At 54.4% G+C, this 20,839-nt stretch carries 16 protein-coding genes; 6 read left to right on the top strand and 10 right to left on the bottom strand.

All coding sequences use genetic code 11. The features are described from left to right. Window positions 1-59: 59 nt before the first annotated feature. The 6 genes from AC1RN6_RS07025 to AC1RN6_RS07000 all read right to left on the bottom strand — a co-directional run bounded on the left by AC1RN6_RS07025 (window position 60) and on the right by AC1RN6_RS07000 (window position 6,649). Entirely contained in the window at window positions 60-1,295 is a 1,236-nt protein-coding gene (locus AC1RN6_RS07025; RefSeq protein WP_493004138.1) for a class I SAM-dependent methyltransferase, read from the bottom strand. Window positions 1,296-1,322: 27 nt separating this feature from the next. After that, complete coding sequence (locus AC1RN6_RS07020) at window positions 1,323-2,291, bottom strand: GDP-mannose 4,6-dehydratase (RefSeq protein ID WP_493004137.1); 969 nt, start codon at window positions 2,289-2,291, stop codon at window positions 1,323-1,325. A 74-nt stretch (window positions 2,292-2,365) separates the two neighbouring features. Beyond that, complete coding sequence (gene gmd / locus AC1RN6_RS07015) at window positions 2,366-3,454, bottom strand: GDP-mannose 4,6-dehydratase (RefSeq protein WP_493004135.1); 1,089 nt, start codon at window positions 3,452-3,454, stop codon at window positions 2,366-2,368. A gap of 110 nt (window positions 3,455-3,564) precedes the next feature. Continuing rightward, window positions 3,565-4,347, bottom strand: coding sequence for a DUF4422 domain-containing protein (locus AC1RN6_RS07010; RefSeq protein ID WP_493004133.1), 783 nt, complete (start codon window positions 4,345-4,347; stop codon window positions 3,565-3,567). An 87-nt stretch (window positions 4,348-4,434) separates the two neighbouring features. Beyond that, complete coding sequence (locus AC1RN6_RS07005) at window positions 4,435-5,514, bottom strand: hypothetical protein (RefSeq protein WP_493004132.1); 1,080 nt, start codon at window positions 5,512-5,514, stop codon at window positions 4,435-4,437. An 88-nt stretch (window positions 5,515-5,602) separates the two neighbouring features. Continuing rightward, complete coding sequence (locus AC1RN6_RS07000; protein WP_493004130.1) at window positions 5,603-6,649, bottom strand: glycosyltransferase family 4 protein; 1,047 nt, start codon at window positions 6,647-6,649, stop codon at window positions 5,603-5,605. Window positions 6,650-6,898: 249 nt separating this feature from the next. Here AC1RN6_RS07000 and glmU point away from each other — a divergent pair, with 249 nt between their 5' ends. Then, window positions 6,899-8,257, top strand: coding sequence for a bifunctional UDP-N-acetylglucosamine diphosphorylase/glucosamine-1-phosphate N-acetyltransferase GlmU (gene glmU, locus AC1RN6_RS06995; protein WP_493004129.1), 1,359 nt, complete (start codon window positions 6,899-6,901; stop codon window positions 8,255-8,257). 24 nt (window positions 8,258-8,281) lie between these two features. On the opposite strand, the gene AC1RN6_RS06990 is transcribed toward glmU, so the two are convergent. Further along, window positions 8,282-8,749, bottom strand: coding sequence for an Lrp/AsnC family transcriptional regulator (locus tag AC1RN6_RS06990; protein ID WP_493004128.1), 468 nt, complete (start codon window positions 8,747-8,749; stop codon window positions 8,282-8,284). A 138-nt stretch (window positions 8,750-8,887) separates the two neighbouring features. On the opposite strand from AC1RN6_RS06990, the gene glmS reads away from it, so the two are divergent. Beyond that, window positions 8,888-10,705, top strand: a complete 1,818-nt coding sequence (gene glmS / locus AC1RN6_RS06985) for a glutamine--fructose-6-phosphate transaminase (isomerizing) (RefSeq protein ID WP_493004127.1) — start codon at window positions 8,888-8,890, stop codon at window positions 10,703-10,705. A gap of 392 nt (window positions 10,706-11,097) precedes the next feature. On the opposite strand, the gene AC1RN6_RS06980 is transcribed toward glmS, so the two are convergent. After that, complete coding sequence (locus tag AC1RN6_RS06980) at window positions 11,098-12,999, bottom strand: retron Ec67 family RNA-directed DNA polymerase/endonuclease (protein ID WP_493004125.1); 1,902 nt, start codon at window positions 12,997-12,999, stop codon at window positions 11,098-11,100. Window positions 13,000-13,236: 237 nt separating this feature from the next. Here AC1RN6_RS06980 and AC1RN6_RS06975 point away from each other — a divergent pair, with 237 nt between their 5' ends. Next, window positions 13,237-14,979: an ATP-dependent nuclease gene (locus AC1RN6_RS06975; RefSeq protein WP_493004122.1), complete on the top strand. Its 1,743-nt coding sequence runs from the start codon at window positions 13,237-13,239 to the stop codon at window positions 14,977-14,979. After that, a complete protein-coding gene (locus AC1RN6_RS06970; protein ID WP_493004120.1) occupies window positions 14,963-16,396 on the top strand; it encodes a UvrD-helicase domain-containing protein in 1,434 nt (477 codons plus the stop codon). Before AC1RN6_RS06975 ends, AC1RN6_RS06970 begins: the two co-directional genes overlap by 17 nt. 758 nt (window positions 16,397-17,154) lie before the next feature. Here the strand turns inward: AC1RN6_RS06970 and AC1RN6_RS06965 are convergent. Next, window positions 17,155-17,661, bottom strand: coding sequence for a hypothetical protein (locus AC1RN6_RS06965; RefSeq protein WP_493004118.1), 507 nt, complete (start codon window positions 17,659-17,661; stop codon window positions 17,155-17,157). Between the two features lie 107 nt (window positions 17,662-17,768). Next, the gene (locus AC1RN6_RS06960; RefSeq protein ID WP_493004116.1) at window positions 17,769-19,274 is read right to left on the bottom strand and encodes an MFS transporter; all 1,506 of its coding nucleotides are present in this window, start codon (window positions 19,272-19,274) and stop codon (window positions 17,769-17,771) included. 95 nt (window positions 19,275-19,369) lie between these two features. Here AC1RN6_RS06960 and AC1RN6_RS06955 point away from each other — a divergent pair, with 95 nt between their 5' ends. Together AC1RN6_RS06955 and AC1RN6_RS06950 are read left to right on the top strand one after the other, a co-directional pair. After that, a complete protein-coding gene (locus AC1RN6_RS06955; RefSeq protein ID WP_493004114.1) occupies window positions 19,370-20,257 on the top strand; it encodes a LysR family transcriptional regulator in 888 nt (295 codons plus the stop codon). A 174-nt stretch (window positions 20,258-20,431) separates the two neighbouring features. Beyond that, complete coding sequence (locus tag AC1RN6_RS06950) at window positions 20,432-20,833, top strand: RidA family protein (RefSeq protein ID WP_493004113.1); 402 nt, start codon at window positions 20,432-20,434, stop codon at window positions 20,831-20,833. Window positions 20,834-20,839: the final 6 nt, after the last annotated feature.

Raw genomic sequence — 20,839 nt, 5'->3', positions numbered from 1 at the left:
TATCACCATAGTTGCATCACGTTCATGCATGAACGTGATGCAGCGATGGTTCAAGTCCCTTAGCCGACGACTTCCAGATTCGGCAGCGGAAAAACCAGCTTCCCTTTTTTCAGTTTATTGTTCTTCAGGAAAAATTCCTTGAAGTGCCACGGCAGCACGATCAGATAGTCCGGCTCGTCAGCGTGAAAGTCGGTCTCAGGAACGATCGGCAGTAATGTTCCGGGAGTGAAGCTGCCGTATTTTTCAGGATTCACTTCGCCGACGGCAGAAATTTCATCGGTCGTAAAGCCGCAGTATTGCAGCAAGACGTTGCCTTTCGTCGATGCACCAAGACACACAACGCGCTTGCCCGCAGCGACCGCATCGGTCACGAAGCGGCGCAATTCATCTTTGCTGTCTTTTACGCGAACGGCGAATTCCTGGTACGGCGTCAGCGTATCCAGACCCGATGCTCTTTCCTGCTCCAGCAAGGCCTTCAGCTTGTCGTATTCCGGATAGGACGAAGCTTTCTTCGCGGCGGTGATCGAGAAGCTGCCGCCATTGACGTCATTGAATTCGACATCGACGATTTTCAATCCTGCTTTTTCCGTCATCCAATGAATCTGTTTCAGTGCGTAGTACTCAAGATGTTCATGGCACGCGGTGTCATAGGAATTGCGCTCCAGCATCAAAGGCATGTAACTCTGTTCAAAGACCCAGATGCCCTGATCGTCGAGAATCTCGGCGACTTCCGTCACGAAATCCAGCGGACGCTCGAGATCGTAGAACATTGAAAACGATGTGACGACACGCGCTTTGCGATTCGGAAAGGCCGCGCGAAATACTTTCGCGGTAAAGAAATCAGGAATGATCTTTACGCCTTCCGGATAGTACTGGCTGAATTTTTCCGCAGTAGGATCGATCCCGACGCGCGTGCCGATCTTGTCGCCGTACGCACGCAAGGTGGTGCCGTCGTTGCTGCCGATATCGAGAATAATTGGCTCGCCGCTTGCATCCACCAGTCCGAGAATTCGTTCGACCTTGGCATTGAGATGCTTGACCATGCTGGCATTGAGTCCGGAACGATAACCGTAATTGTCGCCGTACATTTCGCCCAGGTCATAGGAGTGCGCAAGCTGTAGCAAACCGCAGCAGTCGTCCTTGCCGGTGCATTTGACCAGACGCAAAGGACCGCGCGTGATGACCTGATCCCGGCTCTTCGGGAAAACGCCGGTCAAGGTCTGTTCGCCCAGATCCAACACTTGCTCAAGATGCGTGTTGCCGCAGATCCGGCATGCTTTCAGTTCGCTATACATAGAAATTCTTCCTGTCTTCAGTTTTACTTAGTCTCGCTTGGTGTCATTGAGACGCTCACGATCCGCATCAACCATCATTTTTACCATCTCGGAAAATTCGATCCCGGGACGCCATCCCAACTGTTGCCTGGCGCGCTGCGGATTGCCTCTGAGTTCCACCGTATCGACTCTGCCGTTGAATGCCTCGTTCACTTTGACATGATCGAGATAATTCAAGCCGACATGCTCAAACGCAATCTGGCAAAAATCACGAACACTATGGCTCTGTCCGGTAGCCACAACATAATCGTCGCCGGCATGATGCTGCAACATCCGCCACATTGCGTCGGCCACATCGCCGGCATATCCCCAGTCGCGCCGGCTGTCCAGATTTCCCAGCTCAAGCACCTGCGCCTTGCCGGCGGCAATCATGGCGACCGCCTTGCTGATCTTGCGCGTCACATATTGCTCCCCGCGACGCGGGCTCTCGTGATTGAACAAGATCGCCGTGGAGGCATGCAGCGCATAACGGCTTCGATACATGCGCACCATGTGCAACCCATAAGCTTTGGCAGCGCCATAACTATTGATCGGCGCTATCTCAGTGGCCTCATCCTGAGGCGTTGTTCTCGCCCCCGCAAACACTTCACTGCTGGCCGCCTGGCAAAAGCGTGTCTCCGGGCAGAACTGTTTGATCGCCTCCAGAAACCGGACCGTCGCTACGCCGTTGATTTCTGCGGTCTCGATCGGTTCATCAAACAATTGAGAACTGGAGGCTCTGGCCGCCACGTTGTAGATTTCGTCCGGGCGCGTTGCTGCAACCAGATCCGCGACGGCCTGTGTGTCGGCAAGATCAAGTCTGACTACATCGACAGTGGCGCCGCCGAAACTCGCCGTCCCGGCGTCCCGGTGAGTGGTTCCCAGAACGCGGTAACCTTTGCCGCACAGCAGTTCGGCCAGATAACTGCCGTCCTGCCCAGCGATTCCGGTGATTAAGGCAGTCTTTTGACCGAGCACTTCGTCCTCAAATCGTCCATTTGTTCAAGCAGCAGTGTTTACCGCTGCACATTCAGCCATTCGTGCAAGCACGCTTATTCGTGATACACGTTGGTGTAGTAACCGTGACGCTTCGTCAATTCATCCCGCTCGGTGGTCTTCAGGTCCTCGCGCACCATCTCCGTGACCAGCTCGCGGAAGGTGATTTTCGGTTCCCAGCCCAGTACCGTCTTGGCCTTGGTGGAGTCGCCCAGCAAGGTTTCAACTTCGGTCGGACGGAAGTACCGCGGGTCAACCGAGACGATGCAGTTGCCTTTGTCGTCGTAACCCTTTTCGTCGACGCCCGTCCCCTCCCAGCGCATGGTGATGCCCAGCTCCTGCGCAGCGATATTGACGAAGTCGCGCACGCTATGCTGGACGCCGGTGGCAATGACGAAATCTTCCGGCTTTTCCTGCTGCAGCATGAGCCATTGCATTTCTACGTAATCCTTCGCATGGCCCCAGTCGCGCAGCGCATTCAGGTTGCCCAGATACAGATGATCCTGCAAGCCCAGCTTGATGCGTGTGAGTGCGCGCGTAATTTTGCGGGTAACGAAATTCTCGCCGCGCAATGGCGATTCGTGATTGAACAGAATGCCGTTGCACGCATAGAGGCCATATGCCTCGCGATAATTGACGGTGATCCAGTACGCGTACAACTTGGCGACGGCATACGGACTGCGCGGATAAAATGGTGTGGTTTCCTTTTGCGGGACTTCCTGAACCAGGCCGTACATTTCTGACGTGGATGCCTGATAGAAACGCGTCTTCTTAGTCATGCCCAGCAAGCGAATCGATTCCAGCAAGCGCAATGCACCGACGCCGTCGATATCGGCCGCATATTCGGGCGATTCGAAACTCACTGCGACGTGGCTCATCGCCGCCAGGTTATAAATTTCGTCAGGTTGTGTTTGCTGAATGATGCGCGTCAGATTCGAAGAATCGCTCAGGTCGCCATGATGCAGGAAGAAGCGAACGCCATCTTCATGCGGATCGTTGTACAGATGATCGACCCGTGCGGTATTGAATTGCGATGCGCGGCGTTTGAGACCGTGGACAATATATCCCTTGCTCAACAGCAGCTCTGCCAGATAGGCGCCATCCTGGCCGGTAACACCGGTAATCAACGCGACCTTATTTTCCATTTTCCATTCCTCTTTTCATCTCCCCCATCGGCGACGGCTGTTGCGCCTGATGGAATCCGTCGTTATGAAGAATCTGTACCAAATTCTTCACGGCTTCTTCAATGCATGAGTTAGTTAACCCGACCTACCGTCGACGTCACCGCCTGCGATTCGGAAATCATCATATTCTGTCCGAATTTTCCCATCTGCCCAAGCAGTTCCAGAATCATGAAACTTTGCAAGCGTTCCAGCAAAAATCCCATTGAACGGCGCTGGTAGCCTTCGCGGGCGATGAAGTACGGCGAGTGTAAAAATTCCGCAGCGCGCTCAAGATATGAATAGAGCTTCTTGAAAATCTCTATCTGATAGATGCCAACGCTGCAGGCGGGAATGATGGTGTCGTAGCGCAAAAACTTGGCTGCATCGACGGCCGAGAACATTTCGATCTCAACCAGATACTTTACAAAATTGAGCATGTCTTCAAGCACATGCTGGGCCGCATATTGTGTCAACACGCCATCGGAAAACTTGACCGGCGTGTTGAAGCAGGTGATGTTCTGAGTGCGGTCAAAACACGCTGCATAGGCGTCCAGTTCGTCTTCCTGGATCGTGGTAATCCAGGAACCGTTGGACGCCTTGTTGCCGTCAACCGGTTCAGGAGAGACAAATCTGCGATAGTGCGAGATGTTGACATACTGCGCATTCGGCGCGAGTGCGTCGATCTTTTTATAGAGCCAGATCAACTGCGCATATTCGGACAGAGAATGACCGTTTTCGCCATAGATGTCGTCCGGGACGATCGCCTTTCGTTTTGCTCCGCCCACCACCACATTCGGCGAAATGGCCAGATCGATGAAATGTGCGTGCTTCTCAGGAAATGGCAAATGCCCGATACATACGTTAAAAGTATTCATACCTAAATACCTATTCAAAAAGCCGTGCTGTTGCGTATCAAATCGACTTGCGCGCCTCCGTTTCCGGTATGCGCCAGGCGACCGTCTTTATCGGCTGTTCCACTCCGAGAGCTTCAGCGGATTGGCATGTTTCTGTGCGGGTGCCGCTGCTTTCGGGGCGGCGGCAGCGGCCGGTGCGGTGGTTTTTGCGGGAGCCGCTGCGGGCATCGCTGCCGGAATCGTCAGCGTCGGAGCTGCAGCGGCGGCAGTAGCCGTATTCGCCTGTTTAACCGGGGCTGATTGTGCAGCGAGCGCGCCAGGCAGGAAGAGTCCGAATTCAGCGTAGTTCTTGCGCTCAGTCAGGCTTTCGCCTTCAAACACCAGAACGTCGCCGATGAGCTTGTCTTCGTAGTATTCCCCTTCGAACAAGCCAGGGAACCTCAGGAGCGACAACACGACTTTTTCAAGCGGCTTCGGACCAAGGTAGTAGGCGCCGCCGGATGCCCATGGGCGCAACACCGGACGTCCGTACACGCGCTGGTTCAGATCCTGGCTTGTGCACAGTCCCCAGTGCTGGCAACGGTCGTGATCCAGGCTTGCCGCCGGTACGCCGGCATAGACGTTCTCAGCACAAAGCTGATTGAGGACCTGGCGCAGTTTTGCGCCGTCCTGCAGGATCATCTCGTCGTCCACCTTCATGACACCGACATTGGTGCCGATGTTTTCATACACCCAGGTGAACGCCGCAGCGACTTTTTGCGGTGTCGATTCATAGCGGTCCGACACATCAACCTGCAGCGCCCGGACGTGCTCGATCGACTGCGTATCGGCACCGCTGACGATCATGTATTCGATATTGGCCTGGTCAAACTGCGCCGCTAATCTCAGCGCCTTGTTCTCGCTTCGCTTGCTCGTAATAATTATGACGAGATTTTTGATGCCGGAGACCTTTTTCACCAGGCTTTGGTAGTCGCCCAGGATGTCGTTGTTATAGGGCATCGTCGCGATGGCGGATTTCAGATAAAGCAACGCCATGCCGTTGTTGCCACGCTCGCGCTCCACCTGAAAACGTTTGTAGTCCAGCGCCCACTTGTAGCCGGAAGGTATATGCAAAAAATCCCCCTCAAGCCGGTCGCATTCTTTCAGAATGCTGTCCCATGTGATCGGAGAAACCGGCAACTGCAGCAAGGTTGTGGCGCGTTGGTTGAAAGTCATTGTAGTGTCCAGTCCAGATAGTGCGAAGAGATCAAACGTGGCGATTCATCAGCAGCGTGGCTCAATAACCATGCTTCTTGATTTCCGATTCTGAGTACGTACGATAGGTGATGCGTTCAAATTCATCTTTCCAGTCATTGGTGAGATTTTTCAGCAATAGACTTTTTCCGGCTTTCGTCACGCTCTTGCGCAAGCCATCACTGGTCAGCAGCAATTGCAGATTGGTCGACAGCATTTCGACGTTGCCGGTCGGGTGCATCATGACATTGCGCGCGTGGCGCAGGCCGATATGGGAATATGTCTCCAGATCGGAGAGGAAAACCGGCACTTCCAGCTCAAATGCCTCCCAGATCGTCAAGGGCTGCGATTCGCTGGTGCTGGCCAATACGAAAGCATCAGCCGATGCCAGGTAGGACAAGGCATCCTCGTTCGGCAATTCACCCAGCATGCGATAGCGATCAGGAAAAGCGTCCGCAAGCTTTTTGGCGCCTTCGCTCATTTGCAGGTATTTGCCGATGAACACCACCTCGATCTGATTGCGCAATTCCGCCGGCATGGCATCGACCGCCATGACAGTATCTTCCATGCGCTTGCGAGGTTCAATGGTGCCGATGCAAACAATGCGCTTCTTGGCCTTAGGCATCGGCTGAAGATCTGCATATTTGTAGATGGCGTCGTTCCAGAACGGCATCACGTGTACGGTGGCGGGGCTGTCAAACAGGAAGCTGCCGTACACCTTGCGCTGATATTCGGTCTGAAACACGATGTGCGAAGCATGCTTGAATCCTTGCGCCAGCTGCGGGAAACGCAGGATCATGTCGCGCCCCACTTCCGCCTCGTGAATCCACCAGATCACCGGACACTTTGGCGCCGCCTCGGCGACATGCGCGCCAGCCATCAAGGTATTGGCGATGAGCAAATCAACCGCTCCGATATTTTTGACAATCGGAATGCCCAATGCCTCAAATTTCTTTTTGATGTCGCCATCCCCATCGATGCGCGGCATGACGAACACTTCATGGTTCTGTACCAGGCGTTCGGCCAATCGCAACATGGCCGTACTGGCGCCAGTGGTATAGAACTCGTCATTCAAAAGCAGAATTTTCATGCATACCTTCAACAATTGTCTTTGTCCCGATTTGATGCCATCGGACTTTCCAGCGTGCTGCCGTCCTGCCGCGAACACACGAAGGACATCATGGACCAGATAGCATCTTAATGGCAGATCGGCTACTCAAAGCACCGAGAAAGCGCAGAATTAACCCTCAACTTTGTATTTGAGCAAGCTTTCTCACCCGCCGCCGGGGCAGGCGCGTGCTACACTTTCGGCTTATCTTCCGTCGCCAATCCAGAACGTATGAACGTCGTTATCCTCGCTGCCGGCATGGGCAAGCGCATGCAATCCGCACTGCCAAAAGTCCTCCACCCCCTCGCCGGCAAATCCTTGCTGAGCCACGTCGTTGACACCGCCAGAACACTGGCGCCCGCGAAATTGTGCGTGGTCTACGGCCATGGCGGCGACGCCGTCCCGTCCAGCTTTACCGACCCCGCGTTGTCATTCGCCCTGCAAGAACCGCAGCTCGGCACCGGCCATGCCGTCGCGCAGGCGCTGCCTTTCATCGACGATAACGCGCCCACACTGGTGCTGTACGGCGACGTGCCGCTGACTACCCCGGCGACGCTGCAACGCTTGCTGGCTGCGGCCGGCAGCGACAAGCTGGCCGTGTTGACCGTCACCGTCGCAGATCCCACCGGCTACGGACGCATCGTGCGCGAACACGATAAGATCACGCGCATCGTCGAGCAAAAAGATGCTAACGATGCCGAACGTGCGATTCAAGAGGTCAATACCGGCATCATTGCCGCCCCGACCGCCAGGCTGCGCGACTGGCTGGCAGCACTGTCCAACGACAACGCTCAGGGCGAGTATTACCTGACCGACGTCGTCGCTGCGGCAGTCGCCGACGGCGTCGAAGTCGTGTCGGCCCAGCCGGCGGACATCGCCGAGACACTCGGCGTCAACAGTAAAGTGCAGCTGGCGGAACTGGAACGCGCCTATCAACGCCGCATCGCCAACGCCCTGCTGGAGCAAGGCGTCACGCTGCTCGATCCCGCGCGCCTGGACGTACGCGGCACGCTGGCCTGCGGCCGCGACGTCAGCATCGACGTCAACTGCATCTTCGAAGGCGAGGTTGAAATCGAAGACGGCGCCACCATCGGCGCCAATTGCATCATCAGGAATGCGCGCATCGGCAAAGGCGCACAGATCAAAGCGTTTTCGCACATCGACGACGCCATTGTCGGCGCGGCCGCGCAAGTCGGCCCCTACGCGCGCCTGCGCCCCGGCACAGAACTGGGCGAAGAAGTGCATATCGGCAACTTTGTGGAAGTTAAAAAGAGCAAGATCGCCGCGCGCAGCAAAGCCAATCATCTTGCCTATATCGGCGATGCAACTATCGGCTCCGGCGTCAATGTCGGCGCGGGCGTCATCACCTGCAACTACGATGGCGTCAACAAGTTCGAGACCATTATCGAGGACGACGTCTTTGTCGGCAGCGACAGCCAGTTGATTGCACCGGTACGCATCGGCAGAGGCGCCACCATCGGCGCCGGCACGACGCTGACAAAGGATGCGCCGGCAGACCAGTTGACGCTGTCACGCGCCAAGCAGATGTCGCTGCCCGGCTGGACCCGTCCGGTCAAAATCAAGAAATAAAGCGCGAAAAGCCTGGCACCCGCCTCAGACGGCGATCCGCGTTTCGAACTTGCTGCGATGAATGGAGAAATAGCTGCGCACGTTGCGCACATTCTTGTGCGTGGCAAACAGGCGGTGCGCCAGCGCGTGATAGTCCGGCATGTCCGCCACCTGCACCATCAATACGAAATCCGGCCCCGGCGAGACGCGGTAGCACTGCAGCACCGCGGCCTCGCCCGCGACCAACGACTCAAACTCCACCTGCCGTTCGTCACCCTGCTGATCCAGCGTGATCTCGACGATGGCCGTCAATGACGGGCCGAGCTTCTCCGGCGCCAGCAAAGCGACCTGCCGTGCAATTACACCCGCGTCCACCAGGCGCTTGACCCGGCGCAGACAAGTCGGCGCCGAAGCGTGCACGCGCTCGGCCAACTGATGATTGGTTTGCGAAGCATCGTCCTGCAAGGCGTTCAGGATCCGTTTATCCAGATCATCGATCTCTATTTTTTCCATTTATATTCAATATTTGAAATATTATTTCAACATACATATCTATTGGAATAATAGTACAAATATAAACAAATTTAGAAATCTTATTTCACATCGCCTGCCCTAACATGAGTCCATTCACTCAAATACGAAAGGCAGCATATGTGCGGAATCGTCGGCGCCGTGGCGCAAAAGGATGTCACTCCAATTTTGCTGGAGGGATTGAAACGCCTGGAATACCGCGGCTATGATTCCTGCGGCGTAGCCGTGCACATGGACGGCAAACTGCAGCGCTCGCGCAGCACTTCGCGTGTTGCCGAATTGCAAAAGCAAGTTGCAGAGACGCACCTCGCAGGCTTCACCGGCATCGCCCACACCCGCTGGGCCACGCACGGTGCTCCCGCGACTCACAACGCCCACCCGCACTTTTCGCGCGACCGCATCGCGCTGGTCCACAACGGCATCATCGAGAACTACGAAGAACTGCGCAAAGAATTGCAAGGCGCGGGCTACGTCTTTGAAAGCCAGACTGACACCGAAGTCATCGCCCACCTGGTCGACCATATGTATACCGGCGATCTGTTCGACACCGTGCAACAAGCGGTACGCCGGCTGACCGGTGCTTACGCCATCGCCGTCTTCTGCGTCGACGAACCGCACCGCGTCGTCGCTGCGCGCCATGGCTCGCCGCTGATCCTCGGCGTCGGCGAAGGCCAGAACTTCGTCGCCTCCGACGCCATGGCGCTGGCCGGCACCACGGATCAGATCGTCTATCTGGAAGAAGGCGACGTCGTCGACCTGCAACTGCAGCGCTACTGGATCGTCGACGTCAACGGCAAACCGGCCGATCGCGAAGTCAAAACCGTGCACGCCTTCACCAGCGCGGTGGAGCTCGGCCCGTATCAGCACTTCATGCAAAAGGAAATCTTCGAACAACCGCGCGCCATCGCCGACACGCTCGAAGGCGTCGACGGCATCATGCCGGAACTGTTCGGCGACGGCGCCCACAAGGTTTTCAAGCACATCGACTCGGTGCTCATCCTCGCCTGCGGCACCAGCTACTATTCCGGCCTGACTGCCAAGTACTGGATCGAGTCGATCGCCAAGATCCCGGTCAACGTCGAAATCGCCAGCGAATACCGCTACCGCGACAGCGTCGCCAATCCGAAAACACTGGTCGTCACCATCTCTCAAAGCGGCGAAACCGCCGACACGCTTGCCGCACTCAAACACGCGCGCGCGCAAGGCATGACCAATACCCTCACCATCTGCAACGTCGCTACCAGCGCCATGGTGCGCGAATCGCAACTGGCCTACATCACCCGTGCCGGCGTTGAAGTCGGCGTCGCCTCCACCAAAGCATTCACCACGCAGCTGGCGGCATTGTTCCTCCTGACGCTGGCATTGGCGCAAACCCGTGGCCTGCTCAGCGACGAACAAGAAGCGAAACATCTCAAGGCCATGCGCCACCTGCCTGCGGCGCTGCAAAGCGTGCTCGCACTGGAGCCAAGCATCGTCGCCTGGGCCGAAGCGTTTGCACGCAAAGAAAACGCCCTCTTCCTCGGCCGCGGCCTGCACTACCCGATCGCACTCGAAGGTGCACTGAAGCTCAAAGAGATCACCTACATCCACGCCGAAGCCTACGCCGCCGGCGAACTCAAGCACGGCCCGCTGGCCTTGGTCACGGAAGAAATGCCGGTCGTCACGATTGCACCGAACGATGCACTGATTGAAAAACTGAAGTCGAACATGCAGGAAGTCCGCGCCCGTGGCGGCCAGTTATACGTCTTCGCCGACGCAGGCTCCAGCATCGTCTCCAGCGAAGGCTTGCATGTCATCCGTCTGCCTGAGCATTACGGCTTGCTGTCGCCAATCCTGCACGTGGTGCCGCTGCAATTGCTGGCATATCACACGGCGTTGGCACGTGGTACCGACGTCGACAAGCCTCGGAACCTCGCGAAATCCGTAACAGTGGAATAAGCAATTGAACTGGCGGTGACTACCATGTTGTGACTAAATATACGGCTTTTTTAGCCGTAAAAAAACACCTTATAACTATTTTCAATGTATTAAGGCTTAAAATTACAATATGCATTCAAGGCGCACCCTAAGTAACTATTAAGTAGGATAGTTTTAGCCTCTATTTAGGATGATAGTTACTAATTTTCCCTTGCATCTGATAGTTTGACTGTAGATTGGAGTGAACCCCTCGGGCTGGGCTTCATTGGCACACGTGCCACTGCAAAACAATCTAGTTAGCCGAGCGTAATTTAGAGTAGTTACGCTCGAGGAAATGCTCCCTATCGCGGAAACACTGTTTGAGAGCTATGAGAAGAGGCATCCGTATATCGTGATGCGGTCGTGAGCGCGACTTACAAAAGTGTCGTCACTTTCTTAGCCGTAGGAGGCGGAGTTGGTGGTAGCGCCTTTTTTCCTCGAGCCGTCGTTGCTACGGCTGAAACCGCAGTTGAAGCCGGTGCCTTTTTAGAGGCAGCGGCCGCCAGCCCGTCGTAGTGGTCGAGAGCCGCAGTGATTCTTTCAAGAACCCGGCCAAATGCAGAGAAGTTTATGGTCTGCCGATTCTTCTTCACCACTCGCTCAGCAAAGACATGTTTCCCGTACTGATTTTCTTCAAACGTATCTTTGCGGCTAAAGACCTTTTTACCTAACTTCGTTTCAAGTACCCTCGTTTCAAAAAAATCTTCAATTTCCGTGTTGCCGGCTTTCACTTCAGGCAGCGCCACAACGTAGAGATTGTCGTGTAGGTAGTAAAAGGGTTCTTTGCCGTCGATATCAGTTTTTGAACTGGTAATAGTCTTAATTGCGGAGAATATCTTCTTCGATGCACCATCATTATCAACAAGAACTATGACCGGATGACGCGTCCCAGCGTGCCTAAAGGACGAGAACTCCTTCCCATAATCCGTGACAAATGGCCGAAGGTCATCCGCCCCTCCGTTGAGAGCCAGTACGCGATGAGTTGTCTTCGAATAGTTAAAAAAGCCAATACGCGGCTTGATTATTCCCTTCTCATTTACAGTCACCAGCTTTGGAAAAGTTGCGGCCAACGCCTGAAGTGCGCATAGCAGATAAACGTTATCCGTCTTCCCTTCGCAGATGATTAGCGGACGTACGGGTCGATAGAAAAGCGTGAAATTGAGGAATTTCCGATATGTGCGCAGATGAGAATCCATCGGTGGTGCTTCGTGCCTGGCTAGCCTCGTCTTCGCATCGAGGTCTTCCAATTGCTCCACGCGGACTTTCTCGAAGTACCTTACCGTATCGATAAAGCTCAACATCCCTCTCAGCTTGGACACATTGCCTGGCTCTACACGCGTCACCCACTGCCCTTTATCGTCGCGCGTCTTTTTTGTTACATGAAACATTCCTTTGGTAACAAGGGAATGCACCATTGCACGGGCTTCTTTCGCGTATTCGGTACGGACGTTGAGTTTTGAATTAACAATGATTCCCGTCACATCCTGCCTGAACTCGCGGTACTGCATGCGCGTCTTTTGCTCATTCAGCTCGAAACCGCATCTCCGAATCTCCTTGATTAGGGCTTTCGAAGCGACCCATTGAGTTGTATCGCCGACTCTCTGGGCAATTTCGCTTGGAAAGCTCTTGTGGTTCGACGAAAACGTTAGGTCATCAGCGTAGCGCGAGTAGTGGCAACCGAAACGCGCCGCCAGCTTCACCATGCGAACATCGAGGATGTGCGCAATCAGATTGGAAATAATGGGGGAGCAAGGGCTCCCCTGGGGCAGCACCGTCCGTGTCGTCCCATCCGGCAGTTTTTGTCGCTGACACGCAATCTGAGCGATGATTCGAGCAGCGGTCGGGTCTAACGCGAAACCCCGGTTTTTCTGAAAAAAGCCGCTTACTCGGCCGAAGTTGATAGTACCGAAGAAGTCTTTCAGGTCGATGTTGAACACATACCGGCTTCGTCGATGACGCGCGGCGTTCGTCAAAATTGAATGTTTTTTCCTGAAACCATGGGACAGAGTGTTCACCACACCTGCCAATGCGTCTAGGTCGTCGTTACAGCTTTCTAGCAGGCTTGCGAGATTCTTTTGTAGCCGCCTCAACTCCTGATGCGGCGCACTAATGGTCCGCATTCCCCCTGAACGCTTGGGAATTTGGAACTCCAGATACTTAACTTCATCCGGAATTTTGTAAAGGACATAGGATAGCCCCCGCGGGGTGTAACCCAATGCTGGTGCGATTCCTTGCACGGACGTAGCTGCCTTCAGCAACAAGAATTTTCGATTCACCCCGACTGCCTTCTTATTTTTTGAATAGGTAGATGGGCCCTACGGATACTCTCTGGCATGGCCATATCGACATGTGCTGCAAGTCGTTCAGGGCAATCCTCCCCGAAATGAATTCCATCTACCGCGAAACACGGCAACAAATCTATCCGTAGACCCGTGGTAAGAATAGCATGAGAGGATTCTCATCCGGTGACAGCGCTACAATAAGCAGAACAAGAATATTTCGGGGGCCGTTCTATGGCGCGCATTCGCAGGCTGAAGATTAGCAATTTCCGTTCTATCCAGGCACTCGACTGGTTCCCATCGCCGGGAATCAACTGCCTAATCGGCCCGGGTGACAGCGGCAAATCCAGCATCCTTGATGCTATTGACCTTTGCCTCGGCGCCCGGCGCAACGCTCCATTTGGCGACACCGATTTCCACAATCTCAATGTCGCCGTTCCTATTGAGATTTCCATCACTCTGGGCGAGCTCAGTGATGACCTCATGAACATCGAGGTTTACGGAGACCACCTTCAAGGGTTCAACCTTCAAACAGGCAGTATTGAGGATGAACCGGGTAACAACCTCGAAACTGTATTGACCTTGCGGCTTCGGGTTGAAAGCGACCTTGAGCCAGAATGGTCCTTACATTCCGGGCGAGCAGAAGAACAAGGGCATAGTCGCAATCTCAAGTGGAAGGACCGTGCGTCATTGGCACCCGCACGAATTGGGACCTATGCACACTCGAATCTCTCATGGTCTCGCAATTCTGTCCTCAACCGGCTGACCGAAGATAAGCCCAACCTAGGCGAAGAGCTAGCTAAGGCCGCCCGACAAGCACGAAATAGCTTCGGCCAGGAGGCGGCAGCCCCTCTCGCGGAGACGCTTCGCGTGGTGAGCGAGACCGCCACGCCGCTCGGTGTTCCTGTGGGAGCTAAGGTAAAAGCGCTTCTCGATGCTCACACGGTTTCTATTGGGGACGGAGCTATAGCGCTGCACAACGAGAACGGAGTGCCACTTCGCTCACTGGGTACAGGTTCGTCCAGGCTGCTGGTCGCCGGCCTGCAGCGTGCAGCGGCAAAGAAGGCCTCGATTGCATTGGTCGACGAGGTGGAGTACGGCCTTGAACCGCATCGGTTGATTCGATTCCTTGATTCCCTTGGCGCCAAAGAAAAGGAAGAGCCACCGGTACAAGCATTTATCACGACGCATTCTCCCGTGGCGCTCCGAGAGCTGGATGGTGACCAGATATGCATCGTCCGGTCGGCACAAGGCCAGCACACTGTTCATAGTGCCGGGACGTCAAACGATCTTCAAGGAACACTCCGAGCCGCTCCAGACGCGTTCTTGAGCAAGTTTGTACTTGTGTGCGAGGGTGCAAGCGAAGTTGGATTCGTTCGCGGCATGGACATATATGGCGTCGAAAACCGAGACGAGGTGTCTGTCTATGCGGCTGGTGGCGCGTTCATTAATGTCGGTGGAGGCAGTCCTGACAACTGTTTCATACGAGGGACGGCGCTGCTAAAGCTGGGATATCACGCCATTGTCGTTGTAGACGCTGACAAACAGGCCAACCAAGGCAATATAAATACGTTCTTAAGACGAGGTGGCCAGTACGTAACCTGGCAAGCAGGACATGCTCTTGAAGACGAACTGTTTGCGACCCTCAGTGATGCCGCCATTGACCAGATGCTTTCCATCGCTAAGGAACGATTACAAAATAGCCTAGTTGCCCAGCATATCCAATCGATGTCGAACAACGAGCACTCGCTAGGAGATATCGAGGCTTCCCGAGCAGCAGGAACCCCATATTCAGATGAAGTCCGTGCTCTATTGGCTCTAGCATCGAAAAACGATACCAACAGCTGGTTCAAAACCCTAGGCACCTATCAGAAGGTAGCTAGAGAAGCCGTTTTCCCAAATTTCGACCAAGCCAAGCAAGAGTTCCGCGACGTCGTCAATCAATTGAAAGGCTACATCAATGCCGCCGGAGCTTGACCTCTTTGCGGCAGCCAGGGGTTCAGTCACTGCGCCAGCGGGGTGTGGAAAGACACAGCTAATAACGGACACCGTCTTCGAACATAAGGGCCCTAAGCCAATCCTGATTCTGACACACACTAACGCCGGCGTCGCATCACTTCGGGCCAGACTCATCGCCCAAAAAGTGCCATCGAGCTCCTATCGCGTCATGACGCTTGATGGATTCGCGATAAGACTGATACAGAAATTCCCGCTTAGAAGTGGTCATAATCCGCAAATCTTTGAATTACAGGACCGGGACAATGACTATATCGCCATCCGAAATGCGGCCGTTACGCTGACCCAATCGGGGCATCTGAAGGATGTGCTGGCCGCCACCTATGCACGTCTATTGGTAGACGAATATCAAGACTGCAATCTCCAGCAGCACGACATGATTGCCGCCCTCTCAGAAGTAATTCCCACCTGTGTTCTGGGTGACCAGATGCAAGCAATCTTCGACCTAGGGGGCAACAATCTGGTGGACTGGGAATGGGATGTATTGCCGCTCTTCCCGGAAATTGGAAGACTGGCCGTCCCTCGACGCTGGGAACGACTCGGGATGCATGAGCTGGGGAGCTGGCTACTGGAAGTTAGGGAGAAGCTTGAGTCTGGCCAAGACATTGACCTTCGAGAAGCACGTGGAAACGTCCAATGGATAAGACTTGAAGGGCATTCCCGCACACACCTAGAACAGCGCATCACTGCAGCCTCAAAAAGGCCCGCCAATCGAGATGGTACAGTAATCATTATCTGCGATTCCGAGATTGCGGTGTCGCGAACAACAATCTCTCGCCGGGTCTTCGGCTCCAGCGTGATTGAGCGTGTCGACCTTCCCGACCTAGTCGAGCTCTCTCGTGGCTTCGATATTGCCAGTGAGGATGCTATTGACCGTTTTATTAATTTTGCGGGCAAACTCATGACACAAGTCAGTGCGGCTCAACTATGCCGGCGGATTAGAACCATTCTGAGGAACCGAAGTAATTCCGACCCGACAGCAGCCGAAGAGGCCGCAGTGGGACTCTTTAGGTCGAGGACATGGGCTGACGCGATTCACTTGCTTGACACACTTTCACGCCAACATAGAGCACAAATATATCGACCTGAGATGTACCGCTTTTTGCGGCGTGCCATGACTCTAGCGGCCGCGGGCGCACACACGTTGCATGAAGCAGTTCTCTCAGAGCGTGAAAAATACCGGCATGCAGGCCGACCGCTCTCAAGGCGTTCAGTGGGCAGCACCTTATTGGTAAAAGGGCTTGAAGCCGATTTGGCCGTAATCTTGTGGCCTGAAAAAATGAATGCCCAGCATCTCTATGTAGCAATGACCCGCGGCGCTCGGCAACTTGTTATCTGCTCCGAGACGCCGGTTCTTCAACCACTAACTCCGAGGTAGAGCGGCACGTTAGGAATATGGCTGACGGGTCGTTGGTGGAGAAAAAGGGCCGGGTTAGCCGCAACCTCTCGTTAGCTAGTCTTTCGACCGGTTCCGAGCACCAGCGGTTTCCCGCTGCCTCTATCCCGAATTCATCGGTTGAATCCGTTGCCCAATAAGGTGAAGACTCCTGCCGCCGACTATGCCCTCACCAAAATGCTCTTGCAACAGCCTGGTTAAATTGTAGCTCGATAAATGATGCTTAGAGCATCAAACTGAGGGATGGCAGCGACTGTCCGATTACGGACGGTCAGGCAAGAGCGTTAGTTTGCAACTTTGCGTACAGCAATTTCATCTTATTGTTTGTACTAACAATTTTTATCGTCACACCGTGTACTGTCATCGAGAGGATGTTGCTTGCTTGGAAATGAAGGTTCTTCACATCGGTATAGTAGATTTTTTGCGTACCGAAAAATACACATAGGAAGAAATCGTCATAGGTCGAGATTCGATAGAAGGGACCGACGAGCCTAAACCAAGCGGGCCCAAATGCGATAGATGCTCTAAGCGAGAGTTTTGGAGATTTTTCTTTTTCTGCAGCCCTGGGCAACGTTGGAACAAACCAAAATAAAATAATGAAAACTGTGAGAAGGATGCAAATAGCAAGAACGGCTTCGTTTCCTTGAAGATGACCGGTGTACCGCATCGCGTTTCTCTCCAAATTATTTTTAGGTTACAACATCCGCTTCTGGCCGGAAACGGCCTTTGAGAGGAAACAATTACAAGTCAGCGGCTGCATGGCAGACGAGCGAAAAAGGAACGTTGTCTTTATACTCGTCATCCCAAAAGACATCACATTCTCCTAACCACGTTACTTCGATACGTCCGTCTGAAATTGGGCCAAAGCTGAGTACACAATTACGCACATCATGATGGCCGAAAACGTACATCATCGCTATTTCAGGATGGGAGTAATCCCCATCATTCTTTGTTTTCCACTGAATAGTGGTTCCACTGAGTTCTTCTACACTCTCTGCGTTAATACTAAGTCCTTGATGGTAGAGAACAGGGCTCCATGACTCTCCATCATATTCTTCCTGCTGTGTTTCAAATTCCAAGTTCCATAAATCTCGTCCTTTCCACACGCGTGCCGACACTATTTGGAATATACGGTCACGCAAAGAGAGTTTCCCAACAATTCTCACTATTTTCCCCCCTGTTTCCTGCAAACACTCCGTCCGCTTCTGGCCGACTGCTGACGTCAAATAAATAATACCAAAGCGCAAGTCACTACCGTCTTCGCCGTCAAATGTCGTCCTATTGTGCGGTGGATTTTCATTTAGAGGAGTTACCCTTGTGCCGGCGGCCCTTCCAACGCTCCCCCGGACTACGGTTATGCTGCGCGGTGTTTTGATTGAGCAGCCTGTTGGCTAGGCGAACGTAAGAACGCAAAGACCATCAACGCCGTTAATACAGTGACACCGGACAACATCAGCATCAGGCTTTGGAAGGCAGATACGTAAATATTCGCCAATTGCTGTGGCGCTATTTCAAGTTGGGCGGTTACAGCAGTCAGTTGCCCTAATGCGAGGCGACTGGCTGCTGACGATGATTCTGCATGCTCAGGTCTCAGACCGGATTGAATCAGCATCGACAGCACCACACCGACCAATGCCAATGCGATACCTTCCCCGGCCACTCGCGTGGTGTTGAAGATGCCTGCTGCCATGCCGGCGCGTTCCTTGGGCACCACACTGACAGCCAATCCATCCATCAACCCCCAGGGCAGGCCAATACCGATACCGACTGTCAGCAAGGGCCACAGCAATGCAGCGCCTGAGACGCCCAGCGGCAGTTGTGCCAACCAGCACAGTCCCGCCGCGACAATCAACAGTCCCAATCCAGACAAGGCGCCAGCGGACCACCAACGCGCCAGCCATGCGGCCAACGTCGGGACTACCACGATGGGCGCGGACAATCCCAGCATCAGGCGTCCCGTGTCGAGCTCGCTATGACCTTCGATGCCGATCAAGCGTACCGGAAGCAGCACTAGCAGCACGACAAAGCCATACGCGGGTGCCGCTGCAAGAAACTGTACGCCGATAAAACGTGGATAGCGAAATAAAGAAAGGTCCAACATTGGCCGTCTGCTGCGCAATTCGATGACGACAAAAGCAACCAGCAACAGTACCGCTGCCGCCAGTAACGTCAGCACCACAGGGTGGTGCCAGCCCAGCTCAGGTACGCGCAGCATGGCCCAGGTCAGACTGCTCAGCGCGGCGGTAAAGACTAACGCGCCGCGCCAGTCCAATCGTGCGGCCGCAGGATCTCGCGACTCTTGCATGTATTTTGCGCCGGTCCCTAACGCCACCAGCATGAGCAGCGTGGCGGCCATGAAGAAGGAGCGCCAGCCAAACTGGCGTATCAATAGTCCGCTCAGCAGCGGACCAAATGCCAGGCCAATACCGAACGCTGTACCGATCATACTGAATACGCGTAGCCGCGCCTCACCTTCGAATACCTGCGCCAACGCCGCCAAGCCGGATGCTAGCGCGAACGCAGCACCCAAGCCTTGTGAAGCCCGCAACCAGTCCAGTACAGTCAGCGTCGGTGCGGCCGCCATGGCCAGCGATGACAATGCAAACAGCGATACCCCGGATAGGAACAATCGCTTGCGCCCATAGCGATCTGCCAGCGTGCCCGCCGCCATCAACCCGCTGCCGAAGGTGAGCATGAAAGCATTCACGACCCAGTTGAGGGCCACCGTATCGCTGCCTAATTCGCGGCTGATGGCAGACAGCGCGACGGCCGGACCAGTGAAACTAAGCGGCATGGCCAGCGCCGCCAGACATACCGCCAGCAGCGTTGGGAGGCGATTGCGTTGCGTTGTAATCATCATGACTCCTTAAAGGATGGTGAGTCATAGATGATAAAATCGCTTCAATCATCGATAAACAAGCTGAAAATCCGGTCAATACGGAATAGAATTCCTTAATGGATCAATTAAATGGCTTGGATGTGTTTTCGCGCGCGGCGGAAACGCTGAGTTTTGTGGAAGCGGGCCGTCAACTCGGCCTATCGGCTTCCGCAGTGGGAAAAGCGGTGGCGCGATTAGAGCAGCGCCTCGGCGTGCGCCTGCTTCAACGCAGTACGCGCCACATCAGCCTCACGGCAGAAGGCGCCTTGTTCTATGAGCGTTGCCGTCGCATTCTCAACGATGTGCAGGATGCTGAGCTGGAAATTACACGGACTTTGGACCGGCCGCGTGGCAAGCTTCGCGTCAGCATGCCGGTGATCGGCTATCGTATGCTATTGCCGGTACTGCCGGCGTTTGTACAGCGTTATCCAGAAGTGGAGTTGGAGCTGGACTTCAACGACCGTTTGGTTGACGTAATCGAGGAAGGCGTGGATGTCGCGATTCGCAGCGGCCCATTGTCTGATTCACGCCTGACGGCTCGGCCGCTTGGCCCATTCCATTTCCTGGTGGTCGGCTCGGCCGCATACATTGCGCAACACGGCGAGCCGCTTACTCCCGTCGATCTGCGCAATTACGCGCGCCTGTGTTACCGCTTTCCCAGTACCGGCAAGCTTCAAGAATGGGTACTGGACCCGCAGCAGCCGGAATACACTATCGACTCGCCAGCTGCCATGACGTGCAATAACATCGAAGCGTTGATTTGCGCCGCGGATCAGGGGCTTGGCCTGGCCTATTTGCCAGATTTTCTGGTACGTGACGCATTGGCGACGGGAAGGATTTGTACGGTGCTGGATCGTTACGTGAAGCATGGGGGCGTATTCTCAGTTTTATGGCCATCGAGCCGCCATCTGTCGCCCAAGTTGCGGGTATTCGTTGACTTCATCTGTGCACGCCTGCTTCAGTGAAAAACCGGGTTTATGCCATGCACAACCGGCTTCAGTCTCGGCACAAACTCGCAGTAAAGAGTTACACCGTTATGCCGTAGTTGAAGGCGTCCGTTAAATGTCTTCTCTATGCATAATGGAGTAGTTACATCCACTTCTGGCCGACCCACTTATCCAACATTAAGGAATATATTCATGGCTCGTGAAATCATTCGCGTGGAACCCTTGTCCAGTTGGTTAGAACAATGGAAGGCACCGACCTCAGCAGTGACGCGGCACAACGATATGGTCTACGTCTCCGGCTTCCCGCCCTTTGATCCGACAACCGGTGAGGTGGTCAACGCACCAATTGAGCGCCAGACTGAGCTGGTCCTACAGCAAATGAAGCTTTGTCTGGAGGCAGCAGGTTCGTCGCTGCCGAACGTCCTCAAATGCAATGTCTACTGCACGTCGGTGGAGAAGTTCGTAGCGGTCAACGACGTCTACAGGCGTTTCTTTCCAGTCGATCCGCCGGCGCGAATATTCATTAATGTTCCGGCGTGGCCTGGTCATTTTGACATTGAGATCGACTGCATCGCGGTAGTTGATAGTCAGTAACTTAAT

Source organism: Herbaspirillum sp. GW822-FHT03A08 (assembly GCF_058801885.1).
Note: the sequence above shows the minus strand (reverse complement) of the source record. Positions and strands in the feature narration are given on the sequence as shown.